Annotated in this window: 12 protein-coding genes and 2 pseudogenes; 4 read left to right on the top strand and 10 right to left on the bottom strand. The window is 64.5% G+C overall.

All coding sequences use genetic code 11. The annotated features are described in order from the left end of the window. Both AC1DT2_RS08010 and AC1DT2_RS08005 read left to right on the top strand, forming a co-directional pair. A pseudogene (locus AC1DT2_RS08010) lies at positions 1 to 593 on the top strand (glutamate-5-semialdehyde dehydrogenase); the annotation flags it as partial. A gap of 31 nt (positions 594 to 624) precedes the next feature. Next, positions 625 to 1194 (top strand): HEAT repeat domain-containing protein, encoded by a 570-nt coding sequence (locus AC1DT2_RS08005; RefSeq protein ID WP_477295713.1) that lies wholly within the window; start codon positions 625 to 627, stop codon positions 1192 to 1194. A gap of 55 nt (positions 1195 to 1249) precedes the next feature. On the opposite strand, the gene AC1DT2_RS08000 is transcribed toward AC1DT2_RS08005, so the two are convergent. From AC1DT2_RS08000 to AC1DT2_RS07955, 10 genes and pseudogenes are all read right to left on the bottom strand, one after another. After that, on the bottom strand, positions 1250 to 1951 hold the full coding sequence (locus AC1DT2_RS08000; protein WP_477295711.1) for a hypothetical protein: 702 nt from the start codon (positions 1949 to 1951) through the stop codon (positions 1250 to 1252). Continuing rightward, positions 1948 to 3228 (bottom strand): kynureninase, encoded by a 1281-nt coding sequence (gene kynU, locus AC1DT2_RS07995; protein ID WP_213948392.1) that lies wholly within the window; start codon positions 3226 to 3228, stop codon positions 1948 to 1950. Before kynU ends, AC1DT2_RS08000 begins: the two co-directional genes overlap by 4 nt. Positions 3229 to 3247: 19 nt before the next feature. After that, positions 3248 to 3745, bottom strand: coding sequence for a hypothetical protein (locus tag AC1DT2_RS07990; RefSeq protein WP_477295708.1), 498 nt, complete (start codon positions 3743 to 3745; stop codon positions 3248 to 3250). Between the two features lie 98 nt (positions 3746 to 3843). After that, a complete protein-coding gene (locus tag AC1DT2_RS07985; RefSeq protein ID WP_477295706.1) occupies positions 3844 to 4869 on the bottom strand; it encodes an amidohydrolase family protein in 1026 nt (341 codons plus the stop codon). A gap of 77 nt (positions 4870 to 4946) precedes the next feature. After that, entirely contained in the window at positions 4947 to 7016 is a 2070-nt protein-coding gene (locus AC1DT2_RS07980; RefSeq protein ID WP_477295704.1) for an FUSC family protein, read from the bottom strand. A gap of 4 nt (positions 7017 to 7020) precedes the next feature. After that, the gene (gene efpL, locus AC1DT2_RS07975) at positions 7021 to 7587 is read right to left on the bottom strand and encodes an elongation factor P-like protein EfpL (protein WP_063572938.1); all 567 of its coding nucleotides are present in this window, start codon (positions 7585 to 7587) and stop codon (positions 7021 to 7023) included. 44 nt (positions 7588 to 7631) lie between these two features. Continuing rightward, complete coding sequence (locus tag AC1DT2_RS07970; RefSeq protein WP_477295702.1) at positions 7632 to 8399, bottom strand: SDR family NAD(P)-dependent oxidoreductase; 768 nt, start codon at positions 8397 to 8399, stop codon at positions 7632 to 7634. A gap of 210 nt (positions 8400 to 8609) precedes the next feature. Beyond that, positions 8610 to 9179: an N-acetyltransferase family protein gene (locus AC1DT2_RS07965; RefSeq protein WP_477295700.1), complete on the bottom strand. Its 570-nt coding sequence runs from the start codon at positions 9177 to 9179 to the stop codon at positions 8610 to 8612. Further along, the gene (locus AC1DT2_RS07960) at positions 9176 to 9511 is read right to left on the bottom strand and encodes a GNAT family N-acetyltransferase (RefSeq protein WP_269447999.1); all 336 of its coding nucleotides are present in this window, start codon (positions 9509 to 9511) and stop codon (positions 9176 to 9178) included. The genes AC1DT2_RS07965 and AC1DT2_RS07960 overlap by 4 nt, the downstream gene beginning before the upstream one ends. 150 nt (positions 9512 to 9661) lie before the next feature. Further along, a pseudogene (locus AC1DT2_RS07955) lies at positions 9662 to 10147 on the bottom strand (GNAT family N-acetyltransferase); the annotation flags it as partial. Positions 10148 to 10341: 194 nt separating this feature from the next. On the opposite strand from AC1DT2_RS07955, the gene AC1DT2_RS07950 reads away from it, so the two are divergent. Together AC1DT2_RS07950 and AC1DT2_RS07945 are read left to right on the top strand one after the other, a co-directional pair. Then, positions 10342 to 11598 carry a hypothetical protein gene (locus AC1DT2_RS07950; protein ID WP_477295698.1) on the top strand — a complete coding sequence of 419 codons (1257 nt, stop codon included), beginning with the start codon at positions 10342 to 10344 and terminating at the stop codon, positions 11596 to 11598. 66 nt (positions 11599 to 11664) lie between these two features. Further along, on the top strand, positions 11665 to 11974 hold a 310-nt coding region (locus tag AC1DT2_RS07945; protein ID WP_477295696.1), incomplete at its 3' end, for a hypothetical protein.

The following is an 11974-nucleotide window of genomic DNA, read 5'->3' as shown; positions in this document are numbered from 1 at the left end:
ACAAGGGCGTGTGCCACCTTTACGTTGATCGCGATGCTGATCCGGAGCTTGCACTGCGGCTGCTGGTGGATGGCAAGACCAGCCGCCCTGGCGTCTGCAATGCGCTGGAAACGCTCCTCGTGCATAAAGACATCGCGGCGAGCTTCCTGCCGCGAGCCTCAAGGGACTTGCGCGACCTGGGTGTCGAGATCTGTGGTGACGAGGCTACCCGAACGCTCGTCGACGATGCTGAGCCCGCCAGCGAAGACGACTACGCCGCAGAGTTCCTCGATCTCATCATTGCCGTACGCGTGGTCGACAGCCTTGACGACGCGATTGCGCATATCCGTCGTTATGGCTCGGACCACACCGAAGTGATTGCGACACGCGATTCCTATGCGGCGGATAAGTTCGTCCGTGCCATCCGCTCCGCCGTCGTCATGGTCAACGCGTCCTCGCGCTTCAGTGATGGTGGTGAACTCGGTCTCGGCACGGAGATCGGCATTTCAACCACGCGTTTGCATGCGTACGGTCCGATGGGTGCGGAGTCGTTGACAGTCGAGCGCTTCGTAGTTCGTGGGGTAGGGCAGGTTCGGCATCCCCGTTCAGAGTGAGGTGCTGACGTGAGACTTAAGGCGCGATCAGATGCTGGATAGTGACGACGAAACTGAGAAACTCTCGCGCTATTTCGTACGCAAGGGTATGAGTGACTGCAGCACGTCGGAGTTGATCAACCTCCTGACGGATGGCGATCAGATCGTGCGAAGTTCAGCCGGTTTCCTCCTTCATATTTCGGGCGGCGATAGCGAGGACTTCAATCGAATTGTCGGACTTACATCTCACGCCGACGCCTACGTGCGCGAAGTGGCCGCCTATGTGCTCGGCCAGTTCGGGACGCCTGATTATCCGTTTCGCTCGTTGAGCGTTCCGCTACTGTCGCGCATGGCGCACGACACGGACGACGAGGTCCGACTCTCGGCGATATCGTCTCTCGGGCATCTTCGGGGGGATGACGCCTGGGRCGTGATCCTTTCGGCAGCGACGGACACGTCGCCCGACGTGCGATGGGTCGTTGCCTTCCTGTTGGAATTCATGGACGGGTCGGAACGCTCCGTTGCCGCACTAACGGTTCTCGCAACGGACCCTGATTCCGATGTACGCGCCGCAGCTCAAGAAAGCCTCGACGCCTTGCGGCACGGATATGACTTGATATGACGTTCAGGCTCGCCCCCAAGGCATCCAAACTACGTACCGGTCTGGGTGCTCCCGCTTAAGTCGGCCGACCAAGGTCCGTGCGTATCCGCTCGGCCACGTCGATCATGGCGTACCACGCCCGCTCAACCGCATCCGCCAATGCATCACGATCAAGCGCCACTGTCTCCGCACGACCGCCTTCGTCAGGGATGTATTCGATGAGTACCCGCTGCCCATCTATCCACGCCTGATCGCCCGCGAGAAAGAGCGGATCCTCGAAGCTGCCCATGCCGGGTTCGGGCGGCATCGCGAAGGCGGTGCGGCTGTCGCGTGGGGCGTGACGCAGAAGCTCGATCACTCGCTCGTACGAACCGTCCTCATCGTCGAGTTCGAACGCGATACTGTCCATACGTGAGCCCGCGTAAAGCTCTATCGACCCGGTGAAGATGGCATGTGTCGCGTAGCCGTCGAGGCGGATACGTGGATTCTTCAACACGCTGCGTAGTGCTGCGATGTAGCGTGAGGTGACATCCGGATGCTCGCGCAGCCAGACGCTGCTGACATCTTCGATGGCCGTGACGTGACCGTCCGACGTCGCTTCGATGCCGCGGTGTGACACCGTCGCAGGACGGTCGGGCAAGGCGACGGGCAAACCACCCGCCTTCAGACCCAGCATCACGCGCCCGGGCGCGACACGCAACCAATGCGTCACCGCCTGCACGGCAAACCCATTGCCCCGTTCGCTATACGGCGCCGGAAAGAGCTCCTGCGCGCTCACGCCTGCGTCCCGCGCCACGCTTCGATCGCTTCCACGGCGCCCAGGCAATCCGCGAAGCGGTTGTACAGCGGCGTGGGCGAAAGACGGATGACGTCGGGCTCGCGCCAGTCACCGATGATCCCCTGCTGTTCGAGATAACCGAACAAGGCACGTCCCGCATCACGCCCGGCACGCACGCGCACCGAAAGCTGCGCACCACGCTGCAAGGGATCGTTCGGCGTGACGATGTCGAGCGTCTCGTCGAGTCGGCTACGAATGAGCCAGTCGAGGTAGGCGGTGAGGCGGCGGCTCTTCGCCACCAGGTTGTCGATGCCTGCACGCGTAAACACATCCAGCGACGCGCGCAGTGGCGCCAGCGCGAGGATCGGCGGATTCGACAGCTGCCAACCGTCCGCACCCGGCGTGGGCACGAACTGCGGGCCCATCTGGAAGCGCGTGGACTTGTCGTGGCCCCACCAGCCGGCAAAACGCGGTACGTCGGCGTTCGCGTGGCGCTCATGCACGAAGCAGCCGGCGACTGCACCGGGACCGGCGTTGAGATACTTGTACGTGCACCACACCGCAAAATCCGCGCCGCTGTCGTGCAGCGCCAGGGGCAGGTTGCCTACCGCATGGGCCAGATCGAAACCGACGAGACAGCCCTGCGCACGCGCCAGCCTTACGATCGCGGCGAGGTCGAACACCTGGCCGGTGCGGTACTGCACCCCCGGCAACATGACGAGCGCCACTCGATGCCCATGCTCCGCAATGGCTTCCTCGATGGCCGCCATCGACAGCGTGCCGCCGGGGCCATCAGGCTGAATCTCGATCAGATCCGTCGAAGGATCGAAGCCATGAAAACGCACCTGTGACTCAAGCGCATAACGGTCGGTGGGGAACGCGCCGGCTTCCATGAGGATGGCCGGGCGCTCGGCGGTGGGCCGATAGAAGCTCACCATCATCAGGTGCAGGTTCACGCCCAGCGTGTTCATGGCAACGACTTCGTGCGGCTGCGCGCCGACCACCTCCGCCATCGCGTCACGCACGTACTCGTGGTAATGCATCCATGGCGAACGGCCGCGAAAATGCGCCTCGACCGCCAGCTCCGACCAGTCGGCCAGCTCCGCTTCAACCGCCGCCCGAACACCCTTCGGTTGCAGGCCCAGCGAGTTGCCGCAGAAGTACAGGGTTTCCCGCCCGTGGTGCGGCGGGATGTGGAATTCGTCGCGGAACGCGCGCAGGGGATCGGCCGCATCCTGGGCTTGGGCCCAACCGCGCGTCGCTTCGAAACCGGTCATACGTTGACTACCTTGGGAATCAGGAGGGCATACGGGCTGCTACTTCGGCGCAACCCTTGTCGAACGAGGCATTCCACTTGGCATCGCCGGTCGGGCGGACGCAGCGGAGCTGGATCGCATAGCCACCACTGTAGAAATAACGCTCGAAGTAGTCGAGCTTTACCTTGCCTTCCTTCGCCGTGTACACGTGCTCGGTGGGCGAGGTCGCCTTGCCGGCGGCGTATTCGGTCAGGCCGGAGGCGCGGCTACGCATGTTTCCCGAGAACTGCTGGAAACCGTTGAGGTTGGGCACCTTCTGGAGGGTGATCGACACCCGCGCCAGTGTCGCGTCCGCCCCGGTGGAACCGGGTACCTGGAATACCTGGGTCTCCGTCTCGCCTTCGGACTGCATGATCGGCACCCAGGTATCGGGGACGGACACGTGGAGGGCACCGCCCGCCATGGATACATCGGCGGCCGTCGCGAACGGGCTGGCCAGCAGGAAGGCAAACGGAATGGTACGCAGGAGGCGTTTCACGATCAGGGGTTCCCCGTAGAGGCCGCGGCGGCGCGGCGCAACGCGGGCATTCTTGCACAGCGTCCTGTCGTGCATGGCCCGCGACAGTGTGCGTTGCGTCACGCGACGGCGGACATGGTCTGGAAGCGCGACAGAGGGATACCCAGCCATTCCAGGGCCGTTCCGTGGAACAGCCGCGCCCGGGAGGTGTCGTCGAGCCCGAGGGCTTCGATGCCGCTGCCTGGCTCCTGTTCCCCCAGGGGGAATGGGTAGTCGGTGCCGAGCATCACGCGGTCGGTGCCGGCCACCTCGAGCAGGTAACGCAGCGCGGCGTCGTCGTGCACGCAGGAATCGAAGTACATCCGCGAGAGATACTCGCGTGGGTTGCGCGCGTTGTCGGTGGCGACGAGGTCCGGACGCATACGGAAGCCGTGCTCGATACGGCCGATGGAATAAGGGAAGCTGCCGCCGCCGTGAGCGAGCATGATCTTCAGCGATGGCAGGCGTTCGAGTACGCCGCCGAAGATCAACGCGCAGGCGGCGCGGGATTGTTCGGCGGGCATGCCGACCAGCCAGGGCAGCCAGTACTTGGGCATCGTGTCGGCGCCCATCATGTCCCACGGGTGGACGAGCACGGCGGCGTCGAGGTCGGCGGCGGCCTCGAAGAACGGAAACAGCTCCGGCGCATCGAGGTTCCACTCGTTGCAGTGCGAGCCGATCTGCACGCCCTGCAGCCCGAGCTCGTCGATGCAGCGCTCCAGCTCGCGAATTGCCAGCGAGGGCGACTGCAGGGGTACCGTGCCGATGCCCGCGTAGTGGCGCGGGTGGTCCTGGCAGACCCGAGCCATGTCGTCGTTCAGATGCGTGTGCAGCTCAAGGGCCTGATGGCCCTTCGCCCAGTAAGAGAACATCACCGGCACCGTGGAGACCACCTGGACGCCRACGCCGAAGCGCGCGTAGTCGGCGATCCGGTGCTCCGCGTCGAAGGCGGACTCCCAGACTTCGCGGAAAAACCGCCCGTCCTTGTAGATCCGGTGGTGACCGCTGGAATGGGTCATCACGGGGAAGCGGTCGTCGCCGTAGCGGGCCGCGAGATCGGGCCAGTCACGGGGCAGGATGTGCGCGTGGGTGTCGATCTTCAGCATGGGGTCGAGTGTAGCGCCGGCGGGGGCCGGGGACCTCTCGCGCTGCAACACGCCGGCGCCGGCGCGCCGTATCGGTGTCAGGTGGGCGTGACGGAGCGCCGGGTAACCACATGCGCCACCGTATCCACGTTGTCCGTCAGGCGGTCCGTGAGCCGCCCTATCGCGTCGGCCAGTTCCCGGTCCTTCGTCCGGGCCAGGGCCTGCACCAGCGCCCGCTGGTGCTCGCGGAGGTCGGGCGGCACCGTCGCGCCTTCGGCCACGGTGAGGGCCTCACCCTGTTCGCGCAATGCCATCGAAGCCTCGCGGATGAAGGGCCCGACATGGACCCATTCCTCCGGGACGTCGTCGACATCGATGAGGGCTTCCAGCGTCATCGCCGTACGCGCCAGGCGGTTGCCGTTGGCGTAGAGGGTTTCGGCCAGTTCCTGCAGCACTGCGGGCGTGCCGGGCTCGGCGCGCAGGCGGTCGACCGAGGCCTGCGCATTGGTGCGCGCGGTTCGGGTGGCATTGCGCACCTGGTGCCGTGTGCCGCGATCTGCCGGCTCGACCAGGGTGTCGAGGTAGTCCGCATAGGCGACGAGCATCTCCGACAAGGCGATGCGCGCACGGCTACGCTCCCACGACGGCCACAGCACGTAGGCCAGCAAGGCCATGGCGCTGCCCAGCGCGGTATTGAGCACGCGATCGGACATCGCGTTGAACGGATCGACGCCTTCGAACGAGAGCAGCACGACGACCGTGCCGGTCAGTGCGGCGACAGCAATGCCGTAATGCGCCCCGGCGAGGTAGCGGAAGGCCACGCACAGTACGCCCATCACGGCGATATGCGCCCAGACCACGTCCGGTGTCAGTCGCAGCACGAAGGTGGTCAGCATGAGGCCGAGCACCGTGCCGACGACACGCAGCAGGCCGAAGTTGAAGGTGGCGGCGAAATCCGGGCGGAGCACGATGGCAGCGGTCATCGGCAGCCAGTAACCATGTGGCAGGTGGAAATAACGCGACACGGCGAAAGCCAGCGTGAGCACCACCGCGCAGCGCACGGCATGACGAAATGCCACGGAGTGCGGCGTGATATTCGCTCGTAGCGTGGCCAGCGGCGACGCGCTGCGCAACGTCTCGGGGAGGCTGGTTTCCGCACGTTGGGCGCGTTCTTCACCGCGGCTGCCCGCCCAGTTCGTATTGCGGACCACGGCGGCGAGCTGGCCCGACAGCGCCTGGATGTGGGCACCGATGCCCGTGCCGGTCGTGCCGGCCAGGAGAGCGCGTTCGCTTGCCTGAAGCGTCGCCAGCGCGCGCTCGGCGCGTTGCGGCGGCTCCGCCGCGTCGAGGGCGTCCGCGGTGGCGGTGAGAACGCGGGCGGCATCATTGCGGAACATCTCGCCCATGCTTTCGCGCTTCACTTCGAGCTCGGCCATGGCGACCAGCTCCAGGCGAATGCGCTCCGCAAGCTCGAGCAGCACGCGAAAGGCTTCCATCGCACGTCCGTGTGCGTGGTGGCGGCCGAGCAGGGTGAGCTGCAGGGCGTTCATGGCATCGGTGATGCCGGGAGCTTCGCCATCCTTGTGCGGCTTGCGCGCGAGATCGGCGAGCCCGCGATACACCAGGGCGAGCGCGGCCCGTTCCGGCCGATAGCGTTGCAGCGGCCATGCCGCGATGGAGAACACCGCCAGAAGCATGCCGCCGGCGAAAATCAGGCCGCCGCCGGAGAGTGCACCGCGGACGTCTTGTGGCGTGGCGGCCGTGATCACCAACAGCAGCATGCTGGTCATGCCCACCCGAGCGATGTCCGCACCGAAGACGACGAGCAGGCCACCGAAGAAACCGCACAGCGCGCAGGCGACGCACATCGGTAGCACGTCGTCGCCGATCAGGAAGCCGACCAGCGAAGCGACGCCAGCTGCCAGCGCCGCCAGGAAGAGACGGTTGAGGCGTTGCTGGTACGGACCGGGCTGGTCCGAGAACATCGTGTCCAGCGCACCGGCGGCGATGCCGATGCCGACCTGCGGGTACCCGGTGTACATGCCCGCGGCAAGCGGCAACACCACCGCAGCAGTGTTGCGCAGTGCGACCCGCATGGGAACATCGGGCCGCTTCGTCCGAATCAACGTGTCGATGACGCTGGCGCGGAACGAATAGCTCTTGGTCATGCGATCACGAAGCGCGGCCCGCAAACTCGCCGGTAAGCGTATTCACCGTCACCTTCTCTCCGTTGGTGATGTATTCGGGAACCTGCACTTCGATGCCGGTCTGCAGCTTGGCCGGCTTATTGCGCTTGGTGGCGCTGGAGCCCTTCAGCTCCGGAGCCGTATCGATCACGGACAGGACGACCGACGTCGGAACCTGCAGGCCGACCGGTGCTTCGTCGATCACCTGCACGTAGTAGCCCTCAATATCTTCTACGACATAGCCGGCGTTCTCGCCGACCACATCGGGACCGAGCGTGTACTGGGTGTAGTCCTCGTCGTCCATGAAGACGAAGTTGTCGCCGTCCATGTACGAGAATTTTGCCTGGCGGCGCTCGAGGCTGACCTCCTTCAGGTCGTCTTCGGCGCGCAGGCTCAGGTCGAACTTGCGCTGGCCCGGGATCGAGTACAGCGTGAACCGGAAGGTCACGTTGCCGCCGCGCGCCGAGGGCGAGCTGCGTTCGATATCGCGGACCTGGTACACGGTGCCGTCGTGCTCGACGACATTACCTTTCTTCACATCAGATGCTTTCATGGCGTTCGACTTCGATGTCTTTGGAGTGGATTGCGTGGGAGCGATTATTTCGGGGCGAGGCGGACGGCGCCGTCAAGACGGATCGTTTCGCCGTTGAGATAGCGGCTGTTGATGATGAAGGCCACGGTGTCGGCAAATTCCTCGGGGCGACCAAGGCGCGACGGGAAGGGAATCGAGGCGGACAGCGACTCCTGCACGGCCGGCGGCATTCCGTCGACCATGGGCGTCCAGAAGATGCCCGGCGCGATGGTGTTCACGCGGATGCCGAAACGCGCCAGTTCGCGAGCCATAGGGAGCGTCATGCCGACGACGCCGCCCTTCGAGGCGGARTAGGCGGCCTGGCCGATCTGSCCKTCATAGGCGGCGACCGAGGCCGTGTTGATGATCACGCCACGCTCGCCGTCTTCACCGGCGGCATTGGCCTGGATGAGCTGCGCAGCGGCCTTGGCCACGTTGAAGCTGCCCACCAGGTTCACCATGACCGTGCCCGAGAAGGTGGACAGGGGCATCGGGCCTTCCTTGCCGAGCACGCGGCCGGCGCCGAGGATGCCGGCGCAGTTGACCACGACATTGAGGCCACCCATCRCGGCCTGCGCAGCGGCGACATTGGCCGTCACGCCTTCCTCGGAGGTGACGTCGGTGCGCTGGAAGCTCGCGTTCTTGCCGAGGGCGGCGACGGCCGCATGGCCCTTTTCTTCGTTCACGTCGAAGAGGGCGACCTTCGCGCCCGCGGCGACGAGGCGCTGCGCGACGGCGTGGCCGAGACCGGATGCGCCGCCGGTGATGACGGCCCTGACCTGTTCGAGCTGCATGAATACTCCGCTGGTACGACTGGCAAAGAAGCCAATCTTAGCCGAGGGGCCACCCGGCCGGCTTGCCGCGCCGCGGCAGGGAGGGCTCCGCTCCTGTGGCGAGCCCGAATAGTGTGGGAGCCGCTTCAGCGGCGATCCCGCGGCAGCGGGCCAGGCTGCGGCCAGAACGCATCGCCGCTGAAGCGGCTCCCACGGGGCGTCCCCGGAAGTTCAGAGGTCTCTGAGAAACCGATCGACGGCCCCGGAGGCGGCCAGCTCCGCAAACGGAATCACCGCCACCGGCGGCGTCTCGGGCTCCGACAGGAACAGGCTCCACACCCCCACGTCCCACCACTGCCCCAGCTTGTAGCCGGCCTTCGGCCAGATGCCGGCAGGCGCGAAACCCATCGCCTCGTGCATCGCCACGCTGGTGTCGCCGGGCAGGGTGATCACGCCCACGGCTTGGTTGATGCCCTGCAGGCGCATGGCGCCAAGCACAGCGCCGTAGAGCCGTCGGGCGATGCCACGGCGGCGGGCCTTTTCGTCCACGTAGATCGAGGTCTCGGCGATCCAGTCGTAGGCCGCGCGCTCGCGAAAGCGTCCGCCGTACGCATAGGCGAGCACGGCGCCGTCTTCTTCCCAGACGAGCCAGGGGTGAGTGGCCAGACGTGCAAGGATGCGGCCGCGCATGGCGTCTTCGCCGGGCAGCTCGGTCTCGAAGGTGATCGCGCTGGTCTCGACGATGGGTGCGTAAATGGCGTGGCAGGCGGCGGCGTCTGCCCCGGTGGCGATGCGGATCAAAGCGGTTTTTCCATGAAGATGCTGGCGGGATGGGCGTGATGATCGCCGAAGGGCGGGCAGCGGCGATAGCCGGAGCGCTCGTAGAGTTCGATCGACTCGGTCTGCGCCGTGCCGGTTTCCAGCTTCACCTTCGTCCCGCCGGCGGCACGTACCTGGGCCTCGAGCGCTTCCAGCATTTCCTTGCCCAGCCCCATGCCGCGGCACGCTGGCACGACATACATGTACTTCAGTTCCACGTAATCGCCGTGGTCCACACCTGCACCGCATGCCAGTGGCGTTCCATCGACGCGCGCCGTCATGAAGGTCACGTGGGGTTGCCGCAGGCTTTCCACGCCCACGTGGTAGGGCAGGGGCTGGTGATAGAGGTCGGAGAGGTAGCCGTGCAATTGCTCGATCAAGGGCAGCACGTCCTCGCGGCCCGGGTCGTCGATCGCGAACAGCAGAGTCGGCGGCTCCGGCGCCACGATGAGGTCGCCGTCGTTGAGATGACGCAGGAAAAAGCGATCGCAGCTGAAATGGCCGGTGCCGCCCATCGGCGCATCGATGCGCGCAAAACCATGACGCAGGTAAAGCACCTGCGCCGCGTCCATGCCGGTCAGCGTTTCCAGGTAGATGCGCTGGAAGCCCGCGCGGCGCGCCGCATCCAGGCAGCGGCGCATGAGCCGTGAGGCCGCGCCGATGCCGCGTGCCTTGGGTAAGAAATACATCTTGCGAAGCTCGCAGGTATCGTCGTCGCCGCCTTCCAGTGGGGCGATGCCTGCGCCGCCGATCGCATGGCCGTCCTTTTCGACGACGAAGTAGGCATGGCGCGGCCGTGCGTAGGCGGCGGAAAGTGCATCCACTTCGGGGTCATGGATGGCGAACCCGGGGCCATCGGCGCCGAATTCAGGCATGACGTGGCGGATCACGGCGGCCATGTCGGCATCGTCGCGCGGTTCAATGGGACGGATCAGATAGTCGGTGCGCATGACGGGATGCTGCCACGGAATGCTCTGCGACGGAATCGTCGCAAAAAAGTCTTGGCTGATAAGCGGTTGGATGCTGACTGCCGATATCAAATAGCGATTCCCCGCACCCACCCCTTCCAGGCTATTGTCGCGGCCGGCGGTTCGGCAGGACACTCGAAAGGCAGTACCCACTCTCGCATTCCAGGAGGTTCAGAGTGAAGACGACGAAGCGGACGACACGGACGGAAATCACGCGCACCGAAACCACCACGAATGTCCAGGTGGTGGAGGAAGAAGGTAGTGACACGGTATGGCATGCCCGTGGTGAGGCGGAGCGGGAGCTCCCGCGTAGACTTCCGCATGACAGGCGCGTCGGCCCGACAGAGACTGCATGGCATCACCTGCAAACGTTCTTCATCGAGTATCCGCCCAGGGCGGGTGGAAAAAACAAAATGGAAACCGTCCCGCAGGTGAAGGTATTTGCCAACGGACGACAGCAGGTCAAGGTCCGCGTGGTCCTTTCACCGCGAAACGCCAGCGGTGCGTATGTTTCCGTGCCGGAGTCAGAACTCAAAGCGATGGTGAATCTCATCGACTACAACACGGGTGAGCTGCTACCCGGCGGATGGACGGCTCATTGGGACGAGAACGAATATTCTGATGCCGATTGGGCGATCTCGAATGCACCCGGAAAGTCATCGAGTAACTATGTGCCGCATGACAATCGTCCGCAGGGCAAGGGTGGGTTGGCCCCCGATCAGGTTGCCGTTACGTATTACGTAACGTGTGATCGCGTCGACTCGCTCAGGATCGCAGCTTCCGTCAAACCGCCGCAAGCCTCCCAGCCCATTGAAACGCGCCCCGGTGCCTCGGGCAACCAGTTCGACAGTTCCGTCAATGTCGACGCCCGCCCTCCGCTCAACCTTCCGCCGTCCAACTTTCAGCACCGGTGGGGCGACCACAGCGACAACAGCTTCTTTACGATCCATAACGTGTACATCACGCTGCTCTACAACGGGCGGCGGATCAACCTCCTGCATGTCGCCGACGCCGGCGGCGTCATCAATGGGACTGTCAATGTCCATGCGGACAACGGCGACTTCAAGATCACGAAGAGTCCGGGGAGCGGTGGTGYCGTGCCCGGGGCCAGCTGGGAAGGGGTATTCACGACCTGCGCCAAGGAACATGGCGCGGGAACGTCGTTCTATGACATCCCGGATTATCTCAGCAACTATTACGTATACAACAATATAGGCGGCGTTGAGAATTATGAGGAGGGCGCCATCCTCTACATGCAGCACCTTTTCCGCCCGAATTGGCACTTCACCTGGGGTTATGACGGAAGCGATCCACCGGACGTCTTTGCTCGGAATGTCATATTCATCGATGAGTTCGGCAATGGACACCGCGTTCGCGTGGGCGATGGCGATTCATCGATCGGAGGGGATTTCTACGTGATTTCGAACTGGTAGCTACGCAAAGCCGACGGCAGTCATATAAACCGAGCCATATCACTCTCGCATTCCAGGAGGTTCAGAGTGAAAACCACGAAATCTACGATACGCAAGACATCGTCGACCACGACGACGCTGGAAGAAACACTCGTGGAAGAATTTGAAGGTAGGAACGATTCTTCGACGGTGAGTCCGGCGCATCGCATGCCTGCGCCGGGCGCAACGCAATGGACGAAGCTCAACACGTTCGTTGTCGCCCCCGTGACAAGCTCGCCRCCGCCGCCCAAAAGGCCCGGCAAGGCTGAAGTGCGGGTCCGGGTTTCTCTTTCGGCGGTGAGCGCTGCAGGCGATGTCGTCGAGATCCCCGTCGACGAACTCAAGACCCTGCTGACGC

Source organism: Luteibacter sp. P4_E6, assembly GCF_056401535.1.
Note: the sequence above shows the minus strand (reverse complement) of the source record. Positions and strands in the feature narration are given on the sequence as shown.

Bases quoted from the DNA above. Each gene is read 5' to 3' on its own strand.
- AC1DT2_RS07980 (WP_477295704.1), bottom strand. From the start codon at position 7,016: ATGACCAAGAGCTATTCGTTCCGCGCCAGCGTCATCGACACGTTGATT.
- kynU (WP_213948392.1), bottom strand. From the start codon at position 3,228: ATGACCGGTTTCGAAGCGACGCGCGGTTGGGCCCAAGCCCAGGATGCG.
- efpL (WP_063572938.1), bottom strand. From the start codon at position 7,587: ATGAAAGCATCTGATGTGAAGAAAGGTAATGTCGTCGAGCACGACGGC.